Below are 25285 nucleotides of genomic sequence, written 5' to 3' on the forward strand. Positions count from 1 at the left end.
TAATTCTTGCCGAATAGTCGCTATTTTACTCGGGGTAGCGGCTATCCGCGGACATCGGCTTTAAAGATCAGGTTGCTAGCGCTACACTGAGCTAATTGCATGATAAATGCCGAAATAGAGGATGTTGTCGTGGATGTAGTCGAAGGGAAAGCACTGCAAGTCTCGGATGCAGTTTATGCCTATCAGCTCGATGGTAAAGGGGGAGTGACATCCATCAGCACTGATGCTGTCGCCACTGCGCAGCAACCTTGCTGGTTGCATCTGGATTACACCTACCCGGAAAGTGCCGCTTGGCTGCAAAATACCCCATTATTGCCAGAGGTAGTTCGTGATGGGCTGGCTGGCGAGAGTGTCCGCCCTAAGGTCACTCGCTTGGGCGATGGCACCATGATAACTCTGCGAGGTATTAATTTTAATAATGATGCCCGCCCAGATCAGTTAGTCACTATCCGGGTTTATATGACAGACAAGTTAATCGTCTCGACCCGGCACCGCAAAGTTTACTCCATCGATGATGTACTTAATGACTTACAAAGTGGCACTGGCCCGATAGACAGTGGCAATTGGCTGGTGGAAATTGTTGATGGTCTGACGGACCATACCAGTGAGTTTATCGAGGATCTGCATGACAAAATTATCGATCTTGAAGATGATTTGCTGGAACAAAAAATTCCGCAGCGCGGGCAGATGGCGCTGCTCCGTAAACAGTTGATTGTGTTGCGCCGCTATATGGCACCTCAGCGTGATGTTTTTTCCCGGCTGGCCAGTGAGCGCTTGCCGTGGATGAGTGATGATGATCGCCGCCGAATGCAGGAAATTTCTGAGCGTTTAGGGCGTGGTTTAGAGGATTTAGACTCTAGCATTGCGCGCACGGCAGTGTTGTCCGACGAAATTAGCTCGTTAATGGCGGATGCTATGAACCGGCGAACCTATACCATGTCACTATTGGCCATGGTATTTTTGCCGACTACCTTTCTGACCGGGCTATTTGGCGTCAACCTTGGCGGCATTCCCGGCAATACCTACTCTTTTGGTTTCGCTACATTCTGCATGATGTTAGTGGTTTTGGTGGTGGTTGTTGCTTGGTGGTTAAAGCGCAGTAAATGGCTCTAATGGGTGCTAGACAGGTGAGTAAAAGAGTATGCCAGAGCAGGGGTTAATCACTGCAAAATTGAGCCATATCAAGATTCAGCGGTTATGACTCAGGCATTATCACTTTGCAGGTGAATGCAACGTCAAGCGATGGGCGTTGCGCTCCATATTTGTAATACTTTTATTTTGAATTACTGCATAGCACATAATTGTTACGATGCCGATGTTGTCTCAACATCGGCATTTTTTTATGTTTTTTTTGGCAAAACAGCAGTTAAAACAAACAAGAGAACTCGCCTCTGAACCATGGAGGGAACGAGGCGATAGCTATCCGCGCTTTATTTGATTTCTAGCACATCAAGACGAATCAGAGGCTGTTTTTCACTCTCTTCATCATCTTCGGGCTGCCAACCAACAGGTTGTAGGGGTAATTCTTCGCGATCAAAAGCCAAATCACCGCCATCCACCACTTCGCTATTATGAGTAATGCTTTTAAAATCAAACAGCTTATGGTCATTTAAGTGCGACGGTACCACATTTTGCATGGCGCTAAACATGGTTTCAATGCGCCCTGGATACTGCTTATCCCAGTCACGCAGCATATCTTTGATTACCTGACGTTGCAGGTTAGGTTGCGAGCCGCATAAGTTACAAGGAATAATCGGATACTCTCTGGCAACAGCGAAACGTTCAATATCTTTTTCACGACAGTAGGCCAGTGGGCGAATGACCACATGCTTGCCATCATCGCTCATCAGCTTGGGCGGCATACCTTTTAATTTTCCGCCATAGAACATGTTCAGGAACAGAGTCTGCAAAATATCATCGCGATGATGACCAAGGGCTATCTTGGTTGCCCCCAGTTCACTGGCGGTGCGGTATAAAATGCCACGACGCAGACGCGAACACAGTGAGCAGGTGGTTTTCCCTTCAGGAATAATCTCTTTGACGATCCCGTAGGTGTTCTCTTCAACAATCTTATATTCCACACCTTGCTTGTCCAGGTAAGCTGGCAGGATATCTTCAGGGAACCCCGGCTGCTTCTGGTCCAAATTGACCGCAATCAGAGTGAAATTAATTGGGGCACTTTTTTGCAGACTCTGCAAAATATCCAGCATGGTATAGCTGTCTTTACCACCAGAGAGGCAAACCATCACGCGGTCGCCTTCTTCAATCATATTAAAATCAGCAATCGCCTGACCGACATTGCGGCGCAGGCGCTTGTGCAATTTATTCAAATTGTATTGTTCTTTTTGATTAACTACTTGTTTCTCTTGCATTTATTCTTGACTCATATCCAGTTGGGGCATAATGGTGCACTGTCGCTATGGCACAAGTTTATCATTCAATAAGCGTATATATTAGTATTTTAATTTATGAGTCAGTCTTTTTTAGCGAAGGGCTGAAGAGTCGCTTATACAAAAATATTTGAATTTATGACTGTTTTAATAATGTCCCCATCGTCAACATCGACAAAGTCAGCAACAATAATGCCCATTGTTTGTTTCTCGCGGTATTGCTTGCATACCCAGACGTTCATGCCATCAATTAAATGATGACCGGCAGCGCCGGTATACGGCATTAATAATCCCGATACACTGATAAAATTAATAAACAAATCCTGAGGACGTTTATTTTTTGCTTCTGAGAGTAAAGCGGCTACAAATTTCCTTTTAAAATTTATATTTAATGCGTTATAGCCAGCATAATGATCTTGGACATGGATATTGAAACCGCTATTTTTAATTTTAAAGGTGGTATCGTCTTTCCACGGATTCGCATTAATGCCAATGTCGCCACCAGAATAACGCCGTAGCAGAACTATTTTCCCTCTGACTTCGTTAAGCCTAGGTATTTTATTCTGTAAATAAAATAGATTACTATATTGTTTAACATAGCGTTTCTGCATGACTTCATGAAATTGTGTAATGCTGTTCTCTGCTGTATGCTCTTGTTTAACCGATAAAATAATGAACTCAGTAGGGTGGCGAATTAAAAAATCAACACAGGTTTTAAGCATGTCGCCAAATTGTTGTTTTAGAAAGACCGCCCCATGATGCATAGTGAATACATCCTCAATAAGACGGCATCTGGCATCCAAAAACCTCACGCCGTTATCAAGCTGCTCTTTAATGTTCCATGACTGAGTTTGAGTAAAACCAGCACCAGAAACATTTATATTAAATGATGCCGAATCATGCGTCCCAGGTATGGATATTTGGCTTAATAACATTGAATCGCTAAGATGAGACATCCAGGTCTGCATAAAGTATTCCTTATCATTGAAAGGGTATTTTAAATAATATTAAGTAGTGTCATCAGTTTGATATGCATATAAAAATAATACGTTAAATTTTTAACTGATGCTAAGTTAGCATTTTATTTAACACGGCGAAATTTCAACTTTAAAATGAAGAGGAATAAAAATAGTCACAATATAAAAAGCCAGTCAGTAAAAACCGACTGGCTTGTGGGGGCACGCACGAATCTATTACTCTGTTGGCGCTTTATCCGCCTTACCGGCCAACAAACTTAAGAAGTCATAGCGTTTTTTCAGGTCTTTTTCCGCTGCGGCATACAGTTGCGCCGCCACTTCTGGCTCTTGGGTATTGAGCCGGCGGAAGCGCTGCTCATTCAACAGTGTGGTGGTCAGGTCGCTGTTGGGTGGGCGGGAGTCCAGCGCTAGCGCCACTTTACCTTCATCGGCGCGACGCGGATCGAAGCGATACAGTGGCCAGAAGCCAGTGGCGGTTAATTGCTTCATTTGATCATGGCTATAGGCAAGATCATAACCGTGCTCTTCACAAGGACTGTAAGCAATGATCAGGGACGGGCCTGGATAAGCTTCAGCCTCTTGAATGGCTTTCACCGTCTGATTGAGCTGGGCACCTAATGAAATCTGCGCCACATAGACATGGCCATACATCATCATGCTGACACCTAAATCTTTGCGTGCCTTACGTTTACCGTGTTCGCCAAATTTAGTTACCGCACCTAAAGGTGTTGCTTTGGATTGCTGCCCACCGGTGTTGGAGTAACACTGGGTATCCAGCACCAGCACATTGACGTTTTCGGTCAAGCTGAGGACATGGTCAAGACCTCCAAAGCCGATGTCATAGGCCCAGCCATCACCACCAATCAGCCAAATAGATTTATCCACCAAATAATCGGCATCAGTAGCTAATTGCTGAGCATCATTGCCCGGGATTTCCCGCAAAATCTGGCGCAGTTGCGTGACTTGCTCACGGCGAACTTCAGGTGTTGCCTGTTGCTCAAGCAGTTGGCTGACCAGTTCTGACGGCAGTTGCGGCGCCAGTTGAGTGATTAAACGAATAACGCGCTGGCGATGTTGATCGACAGTTAGGCGGAAGCCCAAACCGAACTCGGCGTTATCCTCGAATAGTGAGTTTGCCCAAGCCGGGCCACGCCCCTCTGCATTGGTGGTGTAAGGCGTGGTTGGCAGGTTACCACCATAGATTGACGAGCAACCGGTGGCATTCGCAATTAACAGACGGTCGCCATACAACTGGGTCAGCAATTTAATATATGGCGTTTCACCACAACCAGAACAAGCGCCAGAGTATTCAAATAGCGGTGATATCAGCTGAGAGGTGCGAATATCAATCCGTTCCATCTGAGTTTTATCGATTTCCGGCAATTTGAGGAAGAAATCATAGTGGGCTTTTTCTGCCACCAGATGTTCCAGCCGCGGCCTCATATTAATGGCTCTAATTTCTGGGTTTTGGCGATCTTTCGCCGGGCAGACCTCATAACACAGGTTACAGCCGGTGCAGTCCTCTGGTGCTACTTGCAAAACATATTTCTGCCCGCGCATATCGCGTGCTTTTACATCCAGCGACTGCAAACTATCGGGTGCGCCAGCCATGGCTTGTGGTGGCACCACTTTGGCGCGAATGGCTGAATGAGGGCAGGCGGCAACACAATGGTTGCATTGGGTACAGAGGTCAGGCTGCCAGATAGGAATGTCTTCAGCAATATTGCGTTTTTCCCACTGAGTTGTGCCCACCGGCCAAGTGCCATCCGGTGGGAAGGCGGAGACGGGTAATGCATCCCCTAAACCCGCCAGCATGGTTGCGGTCACGGTTTTAACAAAGTCCGGTGCCTGGTCGGAGACGATCGGCGGGCGCATCGGGCTGTTTTCATCAATCGGTTGCAGCGGGATCTCTACCAACGCATCAAGGGTAGCATCCAGTGCTTGCCAGTTGCGGGTGACAATTTCTGACCCTTTATTGCTGTAACTGCGGTCAATCGCTGCCCGTAATTGCTCCAGCGCCATTGCCGTGGGCAATATTTGTGTCAGATGGAAGAACGCCATCTGCATGACGGTATTGATGCGAGCGCCTAGCTTGCACTCGCGCGCAATTTTCGCGGCATTAATGACAAACAGACGGGCGTTACGCTGGTGCAATACCGCTTGGACTTCTTGGGGCAAACGTTGCCACATTTCGTCGGCGCTGAAAGGGGTATTAATCAGGAAGATACCGCCGGGTTTTAGCCGCTCGGCCATTTGGTAAGTATCAATAAACTGTAACTGATGGCAGCCGACAAAATCGGCCTGGCTGACCAGATAGGCTGAATTAATCGGTGTTTCACTGACGCGCAAGTGTGAGACCGTCAAACCACCGGCCTTTTTGGAGTCATAAACAAAGTAACCCTGCGCATACAGCGCGGTACTGTTACCGATAATCTTAATGTTATTTTTGGTCGCGGAAACCGAACCGTCACTGCCAAGGCCGTAGAACAAGGCCTCGAGGGTGGCGCGCTGCTCGATTTTCTCATCCGTTAGCGGCAATGAAAGACCGGTGACATCATCGAAAATACCCACGGTAAAGCGCGGGCGCGGCAAGTCTAATGACAATTCGTTGAATACCGCCAGTACGCAATCCGGGCCAAATTCTTTAGAAGACAAACCATAGCGGCCACCAATCACTTTCGGTAAGGTTGCTCGTTCGCCACGGCTATAGGCTTCGGCCAGCGCGGTCATCACATCCAGATAGAGTGGTTCCGCCAATGCGCCGGGCTCTTTGGTGCGATCCAATACTGCAATTTTACTCACCGATGGCGGCAAAACACGCAAAAAATGTTCTGCGGAGAAGGGGCGGAATAACCGTACTTTCAGCACACCGACTTTCTCACCGCGAGTCAGCAAAGTGTCAATAACCTCTTCGCAGGTGCCAATCGCTGATCCCATTAAGATAATGATGCGCTCAGCTTGTGGATGGCCATAGTATTCAAATGGTTTATATTCACGCCCGGTGGCGGCGGCAAATGCTTGCATGGCATCAGCAACATGCTGATAGGTATTGTTGTACCAAGGATTTGTCGCTTCACGAGACTGGAAATAGGTATCAGGGTTGGCTGAGGTGCCGCGCACCACCGGATGATCTGGCGACAAAGCACGGCTACGATGGTCATCAATCCCTTTTTGCGGCAGTAACTGACGCAATGTATCGTCGCTAAGCGGCACGATTTTATTAATTTCATGTGAGGTGCGAAAACCATCAAAGAAATGAATAAATGGAATGCGGCTATTGAGGGTCGCTACCTGTGAAATCAGGGCGAAATCTTGCGCTTCCTGCACACTGCTGGCACATAACATGGCACAACCGGTCTGGCGTACAGCCATGACATCGGAGTGGTCGCCAAAAATAGACAGTGCGTGAGTGGCAATGGTTCGAGCCGCCACATGGAGGACAAATGGTGTCAGTTCGCCCGCCAATTTATACAGCGTGGGGATCATCAACAATAAGCCCTGCGAAGAGGTAAATGAGGTTGATAGCGCCCCAGTTTGCAAGGCACCATGCACGGTGGCGATGGCACCGCCTTCCGACTGCATTTCAACTACGCGGGGAACGTCGCCCCAAATATTGACTTTACCGTCACCAGACCAGGCATCGGCTTGTTCAGCCATGGTAGAGCTTGGCGTAATGGGGTAGATAGCGATAACTTCACTGGCACGATAGGCCACAGAAGCTACTGCACTGTTACCGTCAGTTGTAATCATTAATTTATACCTTCACATTGCTTGTCATGCAGCGAATCAGCCTTTCTGCATATTGAAATTTATTGGGTCTATTTGGCTATTTGAACTAATAGAGAAATTCTAGCAGAGAGTATTTTTGCCAGTTATCGCATTTGTGTGGCGATGTTTATGCTGGAATAAGGAATTCGCTGGGGATAGGCTATATCGTGACTATCAGATAATAATTATTACAATTAGAAAACTATTTATGACTGTAATTAGATTTTGTTAGCAATGATGGCGAGCAAATATTGCGCTGGGTTTAAGTTGGTTTGTGAAATAATTGTGAAGTACAAATAGATTTAATGAACATTTAATGATGAGTGGGCATAATGTCGCCTCAATACTGAAATGTGAGAGTGATAATGAATGGTTTCATGTATTTAATGATGGCAATTGTGGCTGAAGTGGTGGCAACAACCATGCTAAAAGCCTCGGATGGCTTTACTCGTTTGGTGCCTTCAGTGGTGGTGGTTATTGGTTATGGGGTTGCCTTTTGGGGGTTATCGCAGGTAGTAAAAACCATGCCATTGGGGATTGCTTACGCCATCTGGTCAGGGTTAGGCATTGTTTTAGTCTCAGTTGCCGCCACATTTATGTATCAGCAGAAACTGGATTGGGCCGCAATCGCCGGTATGACGTTGATTATTGCTGGCGTATTGGTGATTAACTTACTGTCCAAGACACCGATGCATTAATTATCGGTAGTGGATGCGGGGAGTACGCATCCGCTTTCCGCGTTATCACCATCAAAAGATAACGCGGAAAGTTGGCACATTATTATTACCTTCAAACCAGTCTGGCTGACAGTGGCCAATCCCGCTATTTAATATCTAACTGCTGTATGCCCTCAATGGCCAATAATGTGGCATACACCTTGTCCAAGCTTTTCCTGGGTGACAATGTCACTTCCATCGTCAATTCGCAGCACGCATCACTCTGTTCGGGTTTTTGGGTCACCGACAGGTTAATCGGGCGTAGACGCAATTGCTCCAGGGCGACCAAAAGGCGGGGTACGCTCTGCGGTAACAGTTTGATATAGACATAATGATGCTGACCCAGCAGGCGGTTGCTTAATTGACGGAAGATCTCCAGCACCACCAGTGTCATCAGGGTGCCATAAATGCCAATCTGGTACAGGCCACTACCAATCACCAGACCAATGGCGGCAGTCACCCACATCCCTGCGGCGGTTGTCAGCCCTTTAACCATCTGTTTTTGAATCATAATGGTCCCGGCACCAAGGAACCCCATACCGCTGACGACCTGTGCTGCGACACGGCTGGGGTCAAAACTGACGTGATCTAATGTCAGTAAATCCTCAAAGCCATATTTCGACACAATCATAAACATGGCACTGCCGATCCCCACTAAAATATGGGTGCGCAATCCCGCTTCTTTGGAACGTAATTGACGCTCAATACCAATTAGCCCGCCTAATGCACCTGCCAAGGCAATTCGTAGCAGTAAATCAGTGATCATAATTATTCCCATTGTATTTCGTTCAGACTGTAGGTGTTTGATTTACACTCTGATTAATATTGCTTTGATTATTTTTATTTAACTCGAGCACTAAAGTAACGTGATAATTCGGCGGCTGACGGTGATCTGCGCTAAATTAAATTAGTGCATTTTTGCTTATTTATGTTGTGTTTTAATTATAACAGATATTATATAAACCAAATATAACGCTATATACTTCTCATGCCGGAGCAAAAGAATGAAAGTATTATCTTGGTTAGTGGGTGGTGCTGTGCTTTTTTTAGCCGCTTGCAGCAGCAATGATCCCACGGATACCGCCATAAATAATAATGATGCCTATGAACCGGTACAACAAGCCACCAGTGCCAATGTTCACCATAATCTTAATATGTCGAATCCAGCGGCAGTGAATTGTGCCAATGCCGGGGGCGTCTTGACGGTTGCTAAACAACTTAATGGTGGCAGTGTGGGGATGTGCCAGTTACCTGACGGCAAACGTTGCGAAGAGTGGGCATTAATGCGCGGTGCGTGTCCGGCACGTTAATCGCTTTCGGCCTTGAAGTTGCAGGCGGCTGATTCACTTGCTGCCCACCTGCAACTCCAGATTATTAGGTATTACCGTGCTGCTCTTTTAATCTCAGGCCGAAATGATATTCGGGCAATGTTCACCCTTTACCAATTGAGCAATATTCTGCATGGTTGTTGCAGAAATACTGGTCAGCGCTTCTTCGGTCAGGAACGCCTGATGCCCGGTAAATAATACGTTGTGGCAAGAAGACAGACGGCGGAAAACGTCATCCTGAATGACATCGTTGGATTTGTCTTCAAAGAACAAGTCACGTTCGTTTTCATAGACATCCATGCCGAGGGAGCCAATTTTTTGCTGTTTCAGCGCTTCAATCGCCGCCGTCGAATCAATCAAACCACCACGGCTGGTATTGATGATCATCACGCCATTCTTCATTTGATCAAACGCTTGTTTATTGAGCAAATGATGATTTTCCGGTGTCATCGGGCAATGCAGCGAGATAACATCAGATTCAGCATATAAGGTTTTAAGATCAACATATTCAGCACCCAGCTCCAGTGCTTGCTCACTTGGATACGGGTCAAAGGCCAGCAGACGCATACCGAAACCTTTCAAGATTCGCATGGTTGCCACACCAATTTTACCGGTACCGATAATCCCCGCCGTGCGGTTATGCATGTTGAAGCCAATCAAACCTTCAAGCGAGAAGTTGGCATCACGGGTACGTTGATAGGCACGGTGAATGCGACGGTTAAGGCTCATCATCATACCGACAGTATGTTCCGCCACCGCTTCTGGAGAATAGGCCGGAACGCGAACCACTTGAATACCTAGCTCTTTCGCTGCATCCAAATCCACGTTATTGAAGCCAGCACAGCGCAATGCCAAAATTTTAACACCGGCATCTTTCAGCTCTTCTAATGTCGCGCGGCAGCCATCATCATTGACGAAAATGCAGACAGCATCACAACCCACAGCCATTTTTGCTGTTTTTGGGCTCAACAGAAAATCGAAAAACTCTAATTCAAAGCCAAAATCTTTGTTGACCAATTCGAGGTATTTGCGGTCATACTGTTTAGTACTGTAAACGGCTAATTTCATCATGATTACTCCGCTAAAATATTGTGATCAATCTAACAGATTTGAATAAATCATACAATTTGCCACAATAATAAGTGAATGGGGCGCTTGTAACATTCCTATGCCAATGAGGTAAGGTTTTTATTCCGCTTTTCAATGGCAGCAGTTCTAGGCATATCACAAGGGCAGAGTTATTGATTATGGTATCTTGCAGTACTTTAAGCTGCACAGATTAAAGCACACTGGACGACGTGTAGGGTATAAAACAAGGCAAGTCATGGCTAAATGCGCAAAAATAGTGGGTTGGTTGTTATTAATCAGCGCAGTTTCTCTGATGATATTATGGAAAACCCTGCCGCAGTGGTTACCCAAAATTGCACAGTATTGGCTGCCCGCGGGGAGCCAGCTTATTTTATCCAGCTCGCCGGTTTGGCGTGATGGCGCATTGCGTGTCCCCCAATTGCGCTATCAGGTGCAAAATTGCACGCTCGCTAATATTGAGCAATTGAGTGTAGGTTATCATCAGGGCCGCTGGCTATTAGGCGCTAATCAGGTTGCCTTGGATACCGCTTGCCTTAGCCAATTACCGGTTAGTGGCGACAGCGCTGCGCAAGATTTGGCAAATTGGCAACAGCAGTTATCCGTATTGGATTTGAACATCGCCAATCTGCAAATTACGCCGTGGCAACAATATGCTGGCAAACTGACGCTGACCTCGCCCGACCCGAAAAAATTGCTGCAAGAGTTACATTATCAAGGGCCACAATTGAGTTTTGCTGCCACTTTGGATGAACAGCAACAGCTGAGTCTGCACCAATTCTCTATTGCAGTGCCCGGCACTCCGCAGCCATTTGAACTGAGTGGCAAAATCAAAATCCCCCTGTCACTGGATGAATGGCCAGAGCAGGGGGCGCTCGACGGTGTCTTGACGACCGGTTATCTGTCTAAGCCGCTATTATTAAATTTGAGCTGGGCGCAGCTGCAGGGCGTTCTGACACTCACTGAGCGCGGCGATGACACTCCGCTGGCGCGGCTGCCCTGGCACATCACTCCCAATCAAATTCAGATTACTGCTGGGCAATGGCAGTGGCCATATGCTCAGCAGCCTTTAAGTGGTGGCATTAATCTCACTTTGCATGATTGGGATCAGGGGCTGGATCAGACCTCGATTGATGCCCGAATCAACGTGATAACCTCGGGAAAAAGTGGCAAAGGTAATGCTGTGCTGACACTCGGGCCGGGTAATCTGAGCATGATCAACAGCAATTTAAAGTTTCAGCTCAGTGGGCAAGCTAATCTGGAGCATATGATACTCAATGCCACTATTCCCGGGCTACTGAGTGGTTCAGTATTGAACCCGACATGGGTTCTCCATCCGGGGGCACTGTTGCGTGCGCATGGTAATGTGACACCGGAATTGCGCATCAGAGATGCCCGCTGGCCGTTAGCGGGTGTCAAGGTCACCGCCGCCGGTGTGACTGGCCGGTTACAAGCTATTGTGGATGCACAGGACAGCTATTGGGGTGATTTCAATCTCCATCTTGATGGCCAGGCGCAAGAGTTTTGGCCTGATAAAGGTCTCTGGCAATGGCGCTATTGGGGCAATGGTCGTCTACCACCACTGGCTGCGCGTTGGGATATGGGCGGCACCGGGAATTGGCGGGGGACGCTTATCACGCTCGAGAAGTTATCGACCGGTTTTGACCATCTGCAATATGGGCTAGTCAAGGTTGAAGCGCCACGGTTGACCTTGGTGAAACCCTTGACCTGGCAGCGAGATAACCATCATCCGGCCTTTATTGCCGGGTTGGAGCTAGGCGCGAAAAAAGTGGCGTTCAGTGATGGCGGCGGGTATCTGCCTCCTGCTTTATTGTCACTGCAACTCAATGGCCAGAGCCCGGACAGTTTCTTGTGGCAGGGGAAATTACAGGCCAAGAACATTGGGCCCATTCCACTGCGCGGGCGTTGGGATGGTGAGCGTCTACGTGGTGAGGGCTGGTGGCCGAAACAGTCACTAACGGTTTTCCAGCCGCTGATTGCGCCGGAGTTAGGAATTAAGCTGCGTGATGGGGAGCTTTATGCCCAAGCTGCCTTCTCTGCGGCCCGTGAACAAGGATTCACGGCGGGTGGGCATTGGGTGGTGAAGAATGGCGGGATGTGGCTGAAAGAGGGCGAGTTGAGTGGGCTGGATTTCGTCATGTCGTATCGCTTGCAAAATCACCGTTGGCAGTTAGGGGCCAAAGAGCCGGTTATGCTGCGCATTGCCTCGGTGACTAACTTGTTTACAATGCAGAATATTACCGCCGACCTTCAAGGGACTTACCCTTATTCAGAAGATGCCCCATTGACCTTAAGTAATGTTGGCATGGATATTCTGCAAGGCCATTTGAGTTTATCTGCTTTGCGTTTACCGCAACATGATGCGGCGGTGCTGAAATTAACCGCCATCGACTTAAGTGAGCTATTTACCGTGCTGCAACCTAAGCAGTTTGCCATGTCGGGTAAAGTGAACGGCGAATTGCCCCTGTATCTTAATAACCCGCAGTGGCTGGTGCGTAACGGCTGGTTTGCCAATCAGGGTATGGTGACACTGCGTTTGGATCAGGATTTGGCCAATTCAATCAGTGACAGTAATTTTGTTGCCGGTGCGGCGATTGACTGGTTACGCTATATGGAAATTTATCAATCTTATGCCACGGTGGATCTGGATAATTTGGGCCAATTGACGTTACGCTCGAAGATCCATGGGGTAAATACGCAGAAAAACTCAAAACGAGAGATAGTATTGAATTATCGACACGAGGAAAATGTGTTCCAACTCTGGCGTAGCCTGCGTTTTGGTGACAATTTACAAGAGTGGTTACAGCAAAATATTTCGCTAAAACCCACTATCTCGTTACAACCAACAGCAATACCGGCGAGGGCGAAGGAATGAAGATCTTAACATGGGAACGTGTGGCAATAGTGTTGGGCATTTTCCTGCTCAGTGGCTGTTTACGCCTTGAGGTAGCAACGCCAGAAAAACCTATCACTATCAATATGAACGTCAAAATCGAGCATGAAATCCAGATCCGAGTGGATAAAGACGTAGAAAATTTACTTAAAAATCAATCCAATCTATTCTAAGGAGCCACGATGAAAAAGCAAACTTCAGGCTGGGTTGGTGGCAAGCAACGGTTGATTAACGCGATTCTGGCCTTTGTGGTACTGAGTGGCAGTTTGTTGTTTAGCTCGGGGGTATTGGCGCTGACCTTAGAACAGGCCAAGCAGCAAGGCCGGGTAGGAGAAACACTGAGCGGCTATTTAGCTCCGGTGAAAAAAGACGCTGAAACGTTGGCGCTGGTGGAGCAAATCAATATCGCCAGAGCAGAGAAATACCAAGAAGTGGCGCAGAAAAATCATATCTCAACCGAGGATGTTGCCAAACTGGCGGGGCAAAAGCTGGTTAACCGTGCGGCAGCGGGTGAATATGTGCGCGGAATTAATGGTCAATGGATGCAGCGCTGATCATTACTGTACCGACCTCATCCAATTGATAAAAAGCGCCCGCATGAAACGGGCGTTTTTTTATGGCGGAGACGGTTACATTCGATCAAAAAATAGTGCTGTTAGCGCTCAACTTGTAAGCTGACAGCCGCAGGATGACCATTAATGCTATTGAGTGACTCTGGGCGATAATAAGTATCGACGTGGCCCGGTTGCTCCACTTTGACAATCAGGGTCAGCACTGCGGCAATCAGATAGAGGGCGGTATAAACCCACACTACACCCACGATATCGAAGAATGGCAACACCAGAGAGGCTATCGCCGGAGCGGCAAAGTTACTCAGGCCGGCAGACAGGTTATAAATCGAAATAGCAGCCCCTTTGTGCTCCGGTTCCAACACTGGGAACACGGCGGTCATTGGAACAAAGGCGGCGACGGTTATCCCTAGCATCACCGCCGGGATCAGTGCCGCCCAGAAATTATGGCCGAAGTGCATCGGAATATAGTAAAACGCCAGGCTGGAAAGGGCGCAACCAATGCAACCGAACCAGCGCACTTGCCGCATCCAGCCAATCTTTTCGCCCAAAATCCCCCACATAATATTGGTGAAAATAGTCACGAAGAAGAATACAGCCCAGATTTGTAGCCATTCGGACATAGTAAAACCGAGTCTGCCAACAAACAGGATCGGCATAATCACGGCGAAGCCAAACAGCGATAACGTGTTGATGATGCGGATTAGGCAGGATAAGAAAATATTCTTATTGGTAAATAAAATCGTCACTGCGCGCGACAGTTCTTTTACTTTCTCTTTGTTAGAGAGCGAGGCCTTGGGGCTGGCGGTGCCGACATTGCGCAGCAGTATCAGCGCCATCATGCCGCCAACCGTAACCCACACAATGGCAAACCATAAAGTACCGGTTTCGCCAATCATTGGGATGGTAAAGCTTGGCAAATAACTGCCTATCACCCCAATCCCGATGGAATACATCGCCCAAAACCAGCCCATGGCCGAAGAGAGCTGTTGCTTAGGTACGTTTTGCACGATAAGCATAACAAACGAATAGATAAATAATGGATATGCCAAACCACGGATACCGTAGAACAACAGCATTAGCGGATAACTTTTGATCCCTAAACCAAACACCATAAACAGGCAGTGCATGACGACCCAAAGGATAAAACCAATCCGCATGGCGCGTTGTGGTGTAATGATTTCAGCAACAACACCCGAACTCCAGGCGGCTATCGCGGCGGCCAGTCCATAGAGCGTAAATACGAAGGCTGACTGTGCTGGGGAGAAGCCCATATCCGTGATGTGTTTGGATAAAAAGGCCATTTCAAAGCCATCACCGCTCATAAAAATGGCAATGGCAACGTAACCCCAGAACAAATTCATCGGCAAACCAAACCAGTGGGTAGGTTTTTTTTGCATGGCAAGTTCCTTTGGCGCATCAGCGCTAGCTTGTTGTTGATAGAAACAGGTTTGTAGGGACAGCTAATAGGTTTTTATTGTAGTAATGATTGGCGTAGCTGTTTTTGCTGTTGATACAGCAACCGGAAGCGCTCCAGGCGGGAAAATAAGGCATCCTGCCGGTTAATATCAGGAATAAACCGCTGATCGATTGGCGGCTTAGTGCAAACTCGCAACTCATCGCCACCTGCCGCCAACCACCCTAAGCGCGCCGCGCCTAAAGCCCCGCCTGCTTCTCCGCCACTGTGGGTGACGATAGGCAAATTAAGGGTGTCAGCCATCAGTTGCCCCCACCACAGGCTGCGAGCACCGCCACCAATCAGCGAGGCTTGAGTGAGTTGGGTTCCGGCTGCTTGCAAGACTCTTAAGCCATCCGTGATACCGAAAGTGACACCTTCCAGCACCGCATAGCCTAATGCTGCCCGGTCGGTCGCATGGGTCATGCCATGGAATGCACCCGTAGCTAATGGGTCATTATGCGGCGTTCTTTCCCCGGAGAGATAAGGCAGGAAAATGGGGGCCAACCGCTGCTCTGACCGGCTAAGTTGGGCCACTTCTGACAGCAAGGTGGTTTCATTGGTACCCAGCAGTTGGCATAACCAGCGCAGGGCACTGGCGGCGGTTAGCATCACACTCATTTGATGCCAGCGGTGTGGCAGAGCATGACAAAAGGCGTGAACGGCTGATTGGGGATTCGGGCGGTAACAATCATTGACGGCGAACAATACGCCGGATGTCCCCAACGAGATAAAACCATCACCAGGATTGATAGCACCAATCCCGACGGCACTGGCAGCATTATCACCACCACCACCCGCAATCACGACTCTATCGGATAAACCCCATTCGCGAGCAATATCAGCTTTCAGATAACCACTGGGTTCATTACCTTCAATCAACCTTGGCATCATATCGCGTGATAATCCGCAGGCTGCTAGCAGGGAGTCAGACCAATCGCGCTTTGCTACATCCAGCCACAGCGTGCCGGCAGAGTCAGACATGTCGCTGACCTTATCGCCACTCATCATCCAGCGAAGATAGTCTTTGGGTAGCAATACAGTTGCCAACTGCGAGAAAATCTCTGGCTCATGGCGAGCCACCCACAGCAGCTTAGGCGCGGTAAAACCGGGCATCGCCAGATTTCCGGCAATTTGATGTAGCTGTGGCGCATTGCGTGTCAGTTCCTCACACTCCTCGGCGCAGCGGGCATCATTCCATAAAATGGCCGGGCGTAAGATGCGGTCTTCTCGGTTGAGCAAGACTGCGCCGTGCATTTGGCCAGATAGACCAATGGCGAGAATTTCCCCCCAGCGTTGCGGAATTTTATGGCGCAGACGAGCCATTACGCGCTGTGTGGCTTGCCACCAGTCAGTTGGATTTTGCTCTGACCACAGTGGATGTGGGCGTTGAACCGTGAGCGGCTCGCCCTCACTGGCCAGAATTTGCCCCCGATCATCAATTACCACGGCCTTAATTTCTGATGTGCCTAAGTCAAGTCCAAGATACATAGCCATTCCTCATCGATAATTAACGGTTCGCTACCAGCCAGGCATTTACCCGGTCAATGGATTGGCGTAATAACTGCTCAAACTGACGATCACTGGCGAGAGGGCCAAACAGTTTGCTGTCGCGGGCAAACAGGCCGACCGGGTCGGTTGACTGGAACATGGCGTGAACGGCAGAAGCATCCAGCATTCCGTCCTGGTATTCATATGGCAGGGTGCCTTGATGCCAGCTCTCCATAAAGACAAAGAACAGGGCGGGCAGCATGGCTGTGGCGGCTGGTATATCGCCTCGTTGGTAGCACTCCATTAAAGTCGGGGTGATAAATCCGGGAATTTTGGAGAAACCATCAGCGGCGACGCGTTGGTTAGTGTCACGGATATACGGGTTACTGAAGCGGTCCAACACCACATCACGATAATTGGCTAAATCTAATGGGCTAGGTGAGAGAGATGGAATGACGTCCTGAGTGACATAGTCATAAGCCATCTGGCGAATAGCCTCGGTTTGCGTACTTTCATGAATATAGCTTTGCCCCATCAAGGTGCCGGCCCAGGCAATACAGCTGTGACTGGCATTGAGAATGCGGATCTTGGCCTCTTCATATGGCAATACGGACGCCACCATCTCTACGCCAACCTGCTCCAGTGCCGGGCGGCCAGCAATAAAATCATCTTCAATCACCCACTGGATAAATGATTCCCCCATCACGGGCACTTGGTCGGCAAAACCGGTTTGCGCCAATACGCGTGGGGCGATGTCATCAGAGGGGCGTGGGGTAATGCGATCGACCATGGTATTGGGGCTGCGAGTCTGGCTGGTTGCCCAACTCAGCAGGCTTTGCTGGTCGCGCAGGGCAAGAAATTCCAGCAGGCAATGGCGGAAACGCTCGCCATTGTGGCGCAGGTTATCGCAATTCAGCAGTGTCACCGGGCCGCTCTGCATTTGTTGTCGTTGCAATAAAATGCGGCTGACCGCGCCGTAAATTGTCCGGCAATCACCATTAAGATCGGCCTGAATATCAGCGTTATCTTGTTGCAGGTTAAATTGGTTATCTAGGTAGTAGCCGCCTTCGGTGACGGTAAAGGAGATCACGCGGGTTTCTGGTCGGCTACCTTGTTCCACGAGATGACTCAGTTCTTTATCCCACGGGATGATGTTACGCAGCGAGGTGATTTTCTCGTACTGGCGCTCACCGGCGGGGGTGACCGTTTCCAGCGTGTATTCGCCATCTTGTGCGGCGAGTGCTGCTAACAAAGGGGCGGCATCGTCACGAATATTAGCCAGCGCAATTGACCAGCGGTTATCTCCCATGGCCCGCAAACGGTGTAAATACCAGGCCTGATGGGCACGATGGAAGGAGCCAGCGCCAATATGTAGCCATACAGCAGGGGTTGAGTTCAGCTCAGTATTCATTATGTTCTCCGCAATCACAGTAGGCGTTAAGATAAATCTTGGGCATAAGCCCTTTAGTGGGGCATTTGCTCTAATTGCGATAGATTAGTGTAACTTTTGCCCTTTAGTTGGGCTTTAGCTCACATAAATGACAGCAGAGATAAAAATCTGCCAAAGAGCGGCGTAAAATGATTAACATGGTGACTTCACACGCAGATATCCACGTAGATAATCCCATGCATAAGAGTGATAAAAAATTGGATCAGGCGGCCAGAGCGGCCTGGATGTATTACGTTGCCGGGCAGACTCAGCATGAAATTGCTGATGCGTTGGGTGTGTCGCGTCAGGTTGCGCAGCGGCTGGTGGCTTGTGCGATTGATAATGGGCTAATCAGTGTCAACATTGCTCATCCGGTTGGCCGCTGTATGGCGTTAGCGGATCAACTGCAAAAGCAGTATGGTTTGCATCAATGTCAGGTGGTGCCCAGTTTGGGAATGGACAGCGCCGGTATTCTGCGGGCTGTCGCCGTGGCGGGCGCCGAGGTTATGGCGCAATTTTTACGCCAAGAGCAGCCACTGGTTATTGGTGTCGGTTCAGGGCGTAGCTTGAAAGCGGCTATCGACGAGTTACCTGATTTTGAGCGCCCGCAGCACAGCTGCGTTTCACTTATCGGGGCGATTGCTGCTGATGGTTCTTGTACCCGCTATGACGTTCCGCTGTGGATGGCGGAGAAAACCCAAGGGCGCTATTTTATTTTGCCCGCGCCACTGTTTGCCGACAGTGCCGCAGATCGTGACCTGTGGTGCAATCACCGTATTTATCGCACGGTGACAGAGAAAGCCGCGCAAGCGGATGTCACGTTTATCGGTATCGGCTCCATGGGGTATCACTGTCCACTGCATAAAGATGGTTTTATCTCCGAGCTTGATGTTGATGCGTTGCTGGGATCGAATGTGGTGGCAGAAATGCTGGGCAACTTTATCGATATTAATGGTCAACGCGTGAGCTACGAATTAGATAAGCGTTTGACCAGCGCCAGTCTGCGTATTCAGCCAGAGAAGCCGGTTATTGCCATTGCGGGGGGTAAGGAGAAACATCAGGCTATTAAAGCGGTGCTCAGCGGCCATTGGGTGAATGGATTAGTGACTGATGAAGAGAGTGCCATGGCGTTGTTAGCGCAGGAGCCCGCTGCCAGAGCATAAAAAAAGCGCACCCTAAGGTGCGCTGAATACAAACACTATCTTGAATAAATGAACGAGTGGGTAAAACGAGGGTAATACAAGGTCATTTCAGTCGCGCATTAGCGGAGACACCCGCCAGTGCGCGAAAGTTAAGTGTTTATTTACATTGGCTAATTAAGCGCTAACCACCTGAGCCAATAACTCTTTGGCATCTGCCTGTGCTTTGGTCGCCATTTCAGGACCATAAGCAATACCTTCTGCGAACACGAACTCCACATCGGTAATCCCGATAAAGCCCAGGAACAGACGCAGGTAAGGCACCACCAAGTCAGTTGGGGTATCTTTATGGATGCCGCCACGGCTGGTCAGAATAATGGCGCGTTTGCCAGTAACCAGACCTTCCGGGCCTTTCTCGGTGTAACGGAAAGTCACGCCAGCACGGGCAATCAGGTCAAAATAGTTCTTCAACTGCGTCGGGATGTTGAAGTTGTACATAGGTGCTGCCATGACAATCACGTCATTGGCCTGCAATTCAGCAATCAGCTCATCAGAGAGTGCCAGAGCTTCTTGTTGACGCGGCGTCAGGGCTGCATCTGAAGGGCGCAAAGCACCAACCAGTTCACCATCTAATACCGGAATCGGTTGAGCGGCTAAGTCACGAACCGTGATTTCATCATCAGCGTGGGCGGCTTGCCATTGTTCAACAAAAAAATCAGCCAGTTGGTTAGACTGTGAATAAGTTGCCAGGATGCTTGATTTCAGGACCAGAACTTTGCTCATCGTAATTCCTTAAAAGGTAACAGAGACTTAGGCGATACGCCCTTTCAATGGAATACACTTTATTCATATTTTTCTATCAGTGATAGCGCAATATTTTGCGTTCTTTGTTCGATTTTATTGAATGAGGATAATCAGCGAGCCAATATCGGTTGGGTTACGGGGCAAACTCTGTCTGTGTTACCATATCCGGTAAGGTTTATATCATTAAAAGCTATGGATTTCTTACAGAGCGTTAGCAGGTCAAAATTACCGTCTATTAATAAAAAACACCGGCTAATCAAATCCATAGTATCAAATCATTGGGCTGATACCTTGAGTGCAGCCGCATCGTAACAAGGAACACTGAACGTGAAATCTTCACTCGCAGCATTATCTTCCCAACTCGGTGAGTTGATGCTCCGTGACCAACAGCGTATGCGGCGTCGGCTGCAAGGCGCACGAAAAGTCAATAATCCTGAGGCTATAGAAGCCATTACCCGTGAAATCGAGGCTGAAATAGCCACGGCGATGCAGCGGGTTGTCAGCCGTCGAGCGGCTTGTCCGACCATCACTTATCCTGAAAATTTGCCGGTCAGTCAGAAGAAACAAGATATTTATGATGCTATCCGCGACCACCAAGTGGTTATCGTCGCCGGTGAGACCGGGTCGGGTAAAACCACGCAGTTGCCGAAAATCTGTTTGGAGCTGGGGCGTGGTGTTAAAGGGGTCATCGGCCATACCCAGCCACGGCGTCTGGCGGCTCGGACGGTAGCGAACCGTATTGCTGATGAATTGGACACTTCCCTTGGCGGTTGTGTCGGCTATAAAGTCCGTTTTAACGATCAGGTTGGCGAGAATACGCTGGTTAAGTTAATGACCGACGGTATTCTGCTGGCTGAAATTCAGCAAGATCGTCTGCTGATGCAATATGACACCTTAATTATCGATGAAGCGCATGAACGCAGCCTGAACATTGATTTTATTTTGGGCTATTTGCGTGAATTATTACCCAAACGCCCTGATCTTAAAGTCATTATTACGTCGGCTACCATTGATCCCGAGCGCTTCTCTAAACATTTCAATAATGCACCGATTATCGAAGTTTCAGGCCGTACTTATCCGGTGGAAGTGCGCTATCGCCCGATAGTGGATGATGCCGACGATGTTGAGCGCGATCAGTTGCAGGCTATTTTTGATGCGGTAGATGAACTGAGCCATGAGAGCCCCGGTGATATTCTGATATTTATGAGCGGTGAGCGTGAGATTCGCGATACCGCGGATGCGCTGACAAAACAGAACCTGCCGCATACCGAAGTGCTGCCGCTCTATGCTCGCTTGTCAAATAGTGAGCAGAATAGGGTGTTTCAGTCACATCACGGGCGGCGTATTGTGCTGGCGACCAACGTCGCAGAAACCTCGCTGACTGTACCCGGCATCAAGTATGTTATCGATCCCGGCACGGCGCGTATCAGCCGCTATAGTTTCCGCACCAAAGTCCAGCGGTTGCCAATTGAGCCCGTTTCTCAAGCCTCGGCTAATCAACGTAAAGGCCGCTGTGGTCGTGTGTCGGACGGTATTTGTATCCGTCTTTATTCTGAGCAGGATTTTCTCTCACGCCCTGAATTTACCGATCCTGAGATTCTGCGCACTAATTTGGCGTCAGTTATCCTGCAAATGACCTCATTAGGTCTGGGGGATATAGCTGCATTCCCATTTGTGGAAGCGCCGGATAAACGCAATATTCAAGATGGTGTGCGGCTGCTGGAAGAGTTAGGAGCGATACAAACGGCGGATAATGGTCATCAGCAATTAACACCACTAGGCCGCCAGTTGGCGCAATTGCCGGTCGATCCTCGTCTGGCGCGCATGGTGCTTGAAGCACAGAAAAGTGGCAGTGTGCGGGAGTTGATGATTATCACCTCGGCGTTATCTATTCAGGATCCGCGTGAGCGGCCAATGGATAAACAGCAAGCCTCTGATGAGAAACATCGCCGCTTTGCCGACAAAGATTCTGATTTCCTGGCGTTTGTTAACTTGTGGGATTACCTGAAAGAGCAGCAAAAAGAGCTGTCATCGGCACAATTTCGTAAGTTATGCCGCAGCGATTTTCTGAACTATCTGCGGGTACGCGAATGGCAGGATATCTATACTCAGCTGCGTCAGGTCGTGAAAGAGCTAGGAATCCCGGTCAACAGTGTCGCGGCGGATTATCGCAGTGTGCATACCGCAATACTGACCGGCTTGCTATCTCATATCGGTCAGAAAGATGTTGATAAGCAAGAATATACCGGTGCGCGCAATGCCCGATTCGCTATCTTCCCCGGGTCCGGCTTATTTAAAAAACCGCCGAAATGGAGCATGGTCGCAGAATTGGTTGAAACCAGCCGTTTGTGGGGCCGCATTGCGGCTCGCATTGAGCCAGAGTGGATTGAACCTTTGGCGCAGCATCTGGTTAAACACCATTATAGCGATCCCCATTGGGAGAAAGCGCAAGGGGCGGTGATGGCCAGTGAGAAAGTCACCTTATTTGGCTTGCCGATTGTGACTGAGCGCAAAATAAACTATGGCCCGATTGACCCGCCACTGTGTCGCGAGTTGTTTATCCGTCATGGATTAGTCGAAGGGGATTGGCAAACGCGCCATGCTTTCTTCCGCGCCAATTTGAAACTATTGGCCGAAGTGGAAGAACTGGAGCACAAATCCCGCCGGCGCGACATTCTGGTTGATGATGAGACACTGTTTAATTTCTATGATCAGCGTATTGGTCGCGATGTTATTTCAGCGCGTCATTTTGATAGCTGGTGGAAGAAAACCAGTCAAACCCAACCCGAGTTGCTTAACTTTGAAAAAACCATGCTTATCAAGGATGGCGCTAACAAAGTTAACCCACTGGATTACCCAAATTTTTGGTATCAAGGCTCACTAAAGTTACGGCTTTCCTATCAATTTGAACCGGGTACTGATGCCGATGGGGTTACGGTGCATATTCCATTGCCTATTCTCAATCAGGTTCAGGAGCAGGGCTTCGACTGGCAGATCCCCGGGATTCGCCGCGAATTAGTGGTGGCACTGATCAAGTCATTGCCCAAACCAGTTCGCCGCAACTTTGTTCCTGCGCCTAATTATGCGGAAGCTTTTCTGGCACGGGCAACACCACTGGAAACAGGGCTGCTAGATGCCTTAGAGCGCGAGCTTCGTCGCATGACTGGCGTGACGGTGTCACGTGAAAGTTGGCAATGGGAGCAGGTACCAGACCACCTGAAGATGACATTCCGGGTGCTGGATGACAAAAATCGAACGCTACGTGAAGGCAAAGATCTTGCTGCCTTGAAGTTGCAACTACAAGAGAAAGTGCAGGAGACGCTCTCTGCGGTTGCTGACGATGGTATCGAACAAAATGGTTTGCATATCTGGAGCTTCGGCTCTTTGCCTGAATGCTATGAACAGCGCCGTGGTGGATATGAAGTCAAAGCTTATCCGGCCCTGGTGGACGAAAAAGACAGTGTAGCTATTCGTTTGTTTGATACAGAATCTCAGCAACAACAGGCCATGTGGCAAGGAACTCGGCGCTTATTGCTGCTGAATATTCCCTCTCCGATTAGGTATTTGCATGAAAAGTTGCCGAATAAATCCAAACTCGGCCTCTATTTTAATACGTATGGCAAAGTGATGGATTTAATTGATGATTGCATCGCTTGCGGGGTGGATAAACTGGTCGCCCAAAATGGCGGCCCAGTGTGGCAAGAAGCTGATTTTGCTCGGCTACAAGAAAAAGTCCGTGCCGAGCTGAATGAAACTGTGGTCGATATTGCCAAGCAAGTTGAGCAGATCCTTACCACGGTATTCAGTATTAATAAGCGGCTGAAAGGCCGGGTCGATATCTCGCAGGCCTTAGCGCTTTCCGATATCAAAGCCCAACTTGGGGGCCTGATTTATCGCGGTTTCGTCACCAATAATGGCTGGAAGCGGTTACCGGATACATTACGTTATTTACAAGCGATTGAGCGCCGGATGGAAAAACTGGCGGTGGATCCTCATCGCGACCGCGCACAAATGCAACGCGTTGAACATGTGCAGCAGATGTGGCAGCAATGGCTCAGTAAGCTACCGCCAAAACGTCAGCAAGATGAAGATGTTAAAGAAGTCCGCTGGATGATTGAAGAGTTGCGTGTCAGCTTATTTGCTCAGCAATTAGGGACACCATATCCGATTTCCGACAAGCGTATTTTGCAAACAATGGAACAGCTTTCTGCCTAATTAGCACCGCTCCGCGCTGAGACATAACTGTTTTTCGTGCGGAGCTTTGCTTCACTCCCTTTTCCCCTTAAATCCCTGTTTGTCTCGACATCCATATGATTTATCAATTGTTATTTATATTTTTGCTATGTAATCGATGAAGAGTTTCAACTCTTCTGCGAAGCCGATCGAGAGTCACTAATTAACTCCCACATCCCGCCGCTTCATTATTGCCTGGAGTCTTTGACTACAGGTATATCTGTCTTGGCAATTGGGCGGGTTGTTCAAAGTTTGTCTGATTGTGGGTCACCATGTTTGATTACATTTGGTGAGTTTGATAGAGTTTTTTCAGAGCAAGGATTGCTTATGTATAAGATTAATTTGTTGCGGTTGTCGCAGCGAGAGTTATTCAAATTACCGGCAGGTATACAGGCGGCTTTGATTAAGGCCATGGATGAGCTTGAAGCATATGGACATGAGTTGAGAGAGCCAGTAGTTCGCGATATCGGGCGAGGCCTGAAAGAACTGCGGGTCAGTGCAAAGGAGGGGGTAGGGCGCGGTTTTTTCTTTTATCAAGCTGAGCGACAAGTTTATGTCATTCATATTTTGCAGAAGAAAACGCAAAAGACCCCAAGAAGGACACTGATGTTGGCCTATCAGCGCATGAAGGAACTCAAACGGAGATTGCAGCCATGAAAAAACAAGATGATTTTGACATTATTCCTTTTGCTGAAGTTAAAGCAGCGGCTTTAACTCATCCTCAGGTCAGTGAAGCTTATTCAGATATACAGATTCGGCAAGCGATGATGACGGAGCTGAAAGCTGCCCGTCAGCAATGCCATCTCACACAGGAAGAGGTCGCCCAACGCGCAGGGCTGAAGAAGCAAAATATCAGCCGTATGGAGAAAGGCATCATTTCACCAAACCTGACAACATTAAGCCGATATGCCGCCGCACTCGGTGGGACTTTTGTGTTTAAATTTAATCAAAAGCCCCACAGTGTTAATAAAGAATAATCAGGTGT

At 48.6% G+C, this 25285-nt stretch carries 19 protein-coding genes; 10 read left to right on the top strand and 9 right to left on the bottom strand.

The genetic code is table 11. The features are described from left to right. Positions 1-129 precede the first annotated feature (129 nt). Positions 130-1113 (top strand): zinc transporter ZntB, encoded by a 984-nt coding sequence (zntB, locus tag N0H69_RS13765; RefSeq protein ID WP_050107197.1) that lies wholly within the window; start codon positions 130-132, stop codon positions 1111-1113. A 317-nt stretch (positions 1114-1430) separates the two neighbouring features. Here the strand turns inward: zntB and ttcA are convergent, their stop codons facing one another. The 3 genes from ttcA to nifJ all read right to left on the bottom strand — a co-directional run bounded on the left by ttcA (position 1431) and on the right by nifJ (position 7117). Continuing rightward, a complete protein-coding gene (gene ttcA / locus N0H69_RS13770) occupies positions 1431-2372 on the bottom strand; it encodes a tRNA 2-thiocytidine(32) synthetase TtcA (RefSeq protein WP_050107109.1) in 942 nt (313 codons plus the stop codon). Positions 2373-2506: 134 nt separating this feature from the next. Next, a complete protein-coding gene (locus N0H69_RS13775) occupies positions 2507-3358 on the bottom strand; it encodes a phosphatidylinositol-specific phospholipase C (RefSeq protein ID WP_050151181.1) in 852 nt (283 codons plus the stop codon). Positions 3359-3583: 225 nt separating this feature from the next. Continuing rightward, complete coding sequence (gene nifJ, locus N0H69_RS13780) at positions 3584-7117, bottom strand: pyruvate:ferredoxin (flavodoxin) oxidoreductase (RefSeq protein ID WP_050151182.1); 3534 nt, start codon at positions 7115-7117, stop codon at positions 3584-3586. A gap of 383 nt (positions 7118-7500) precedes the next feature. Between nifJ and N0H69_RS13785 the strand changes: the two genes are divergently transcribed. Beyond that, the gene (locus N0H69_RS13785) at positions 7501-7833 is read left to right on the top strand and encodes a DMT family transporter (protein WP_050107107.1); all 333 of its coding nucleotides are present in this window, start codon (positions 7501-7503) and stop codon (positions 7831-7833) included. 124 nt (positions 7834-7957) lie between these two features. Here N0H69_RS13785 and N0H69_RS13790 read toward each other — a convergent pair whose 3' ends face one another. Further along, positions 7958-8617 (bottom strand): MgtC/SapB family protein, encoded by a 660-nt coding sequence (locus N0H69_RS13790; RefSeq protein WP_050107106.1) that lies wholly within the window; start codon positions 8615-8617, stop codon positions 7958-7960. A gap of 238 nt (positions 8618-8855) precedes the next feature. Between N0H69_RS13790 and N0H69_RS13795 the strand changes: the two genes are divergently transcribed. After that, positions 8856-9161, top strand: a complete 306-nt coding sequence (locus N0H69_RS13795) for a putative hemolysin (RefSeq protein WP_050121302.1) — start codon at positions 8856-8858, stop codon at positions 9159-9161. Positions 9162-9254: 93 nt separating this feature from the next. On the opposite strand, the gene N0H69_RS13800 is transcribed toward N0H69_RS13795, so the two are convergent. Next, positions 9255-10247 carry a 2-hydroxyacid dehydrogenase gene (locus N0H69_RS13800; RefSeq protein WP_050107196.1) on the bottom strand — a complete coding sequence of 331 codons (993 nt, stop codon included), beginning with the start codon at positions 10245-10247 and terminating at the stop codon, positions 9255-9257. 256 nt (positions 10248-10503) lie between these two features. Between N0H69_RS13800 and N0H69_RS13805 the strand changes: the two genes are divergently transcribed. The 3 genes from N0H69_RS13805 to N0H69_RS13815 are packed head-to-tail and all read left to right on the top strand — an operon-like array spanning position 10504 to position 13733. Then, positions 10504-13161, top strand: a complete 2658-nt coding sequence (locus N0H69_RS13805) for a YdbH family protein (RefSeq protein ID WP_050296559.1) — start codon at positions 10504-10506, stop codon at positions 13159-13161. Further along, entirely contained in the window at positions 13158-13352 is a 195-nt protein-coding gene (locus tag N0H69_RS13810; RefSeq protein ID WP_032910206.1) for a YnbE family lipoprotein, read from the top strand. The genes N0H69_RS13805 and N0H69_RS13810 overlap by 4 nt, the downstream gene beginning before the upstream one ends. Before the next feature lie 9 nt (positions 13353-13361). Further along, positions 13362-13733, top strand: coding sequence for a YdbL family probable chaperone protein (locus tag N0H69_RS13815; RefSeq protein ID WP_050107103.1), 372 nt, complete (start codon positions 13362-13364; stop codon positions 13731-13733). Positions 13734-13834: 101 nt separating this feature from the next. Here the strand turns inward: N0H69_RS13815 and N0H69_RS13820 are convergent, their stop codons facing one another. The 3 genes from N0H69_RS13820 to dalD all read right to left on the bottom strand — a co-directional run bounded on the left by N0H69_RS13820 (position 13835) and on the right by dalD (position 18106). Next, entirely contained in the window at positions 13835-15148 is a 1314-nt protein-coding gene (locus tag N0H69_RS13820) for an MFS transporter (protein ID WP_050107102.1), read from the bottom strand. Between the two features lie 74 nt (positions 15149-15222). After that, positions 15223-16695, bottom strand: coding sequence for a xylulokinase (gene xylB / locus N0H69_RS13825; protein WP_050107101.1), 1473 nt, complete (start codon positions 16693-16695; stop codon positions 15223-15225). Between the two features lie 19 nt (positions 16696-16714). Next, positions 16715-18106 carry a D-arabinitol 4-dehydrogenase gene (gene dalD / locus N0H69_RS13830; protein WP_050151184.1) on the bottom strand — a complete coding sequence of 464 codons (1392 nt, stop codon included), beginning with the start codon at positions 18104-18106 and terminating at the stop codon, positions 16715-16717. Positions 18107-18321: 215 nt separating this feature from the next. Between dalD and N0H69_RS13835 the strand changes: the two genes are divergently transcribed. Next, positions 18322-19287, top strand: coding sequence for a sugar-binding transcriptional regulator (locus N0H69_RS13835; protein WP_050145958.1), 966 nt, complete (start codon positions 18322-18324; stop codon positions 19285-19287). 153 nt (positions 19288-19440) lie between these two features. Here N0H69_RS13835 and azoR read toward each other — a convergent pair whose 3' ends face one another. Then, the gene (azoR, locus tag N0H69_RS13840; RefSeq protein WP_050134497.1) at positions 19441-20046 is read right to left on the bottom strand and encodes an FMN-dependent NADH-azoreductase; all 606 of its coding nucleotides are present in this window, start codon (positions 20044-20046) and stop codon (positions 19441-19443) included. 348 nt (positions 20047-20394) lie between these two features. On the opposite strand from azoR, the gene hrpA reads away from it, so the two are divergent. From hrpA to N0H69_RS13855, 3 genes are all read left to right on the top strand, one after another. Then, positions 20395-24282 (top strand): ATP-dependent RNA helicase HrpA, encoded by a 3888-nt coding sequence (hrpA, locus tag N0H69_RS13845; RefSeq protein ID WP_072077498.1) that lies wholly within the window; start codon positions 20395-20397, stop codon positions 24280-24282. A 345-nt stretch (positions 24283-24627) separates the two neighbouring features. Then, complete coding sequence (locus N0H69_RS13850; RefSeq protein WP_050107098.1) at positions 24628-24957, top strand: type II toxin-antitoxin system RelE/ParE family toxin; 330 nt, start codon at positions 24628-24630, stop codon at positions 24955-24957. Then, positions 24954-25277, top strand: a complete 324-nt coding sequence (locus N0H69_RS13855; protein ID WP_050107097.1) for a helix-turn-helix domain-containing protein — start codon at positions 24954-24956, stop codon at positions 25275-25277. The genes N0H69_RS13850 and N0H69_RS13855 overlap by 4 nt, the downstream gene beginning before the upstream one ends. Positions 25278-25285 lie beyond the last annotated feature (8 nt).

The sequence above is a fragment of the Yersinia alsatica genome, from assembly GCF_025133195.1.
Taxonomy (GTDB): domain Bacteria; phylum Pseudomonadota; class Gammaproteobacteria; order Enterobacterales; family Enterobacteriaceae; genus Yersinia; species Yersinia alsatica.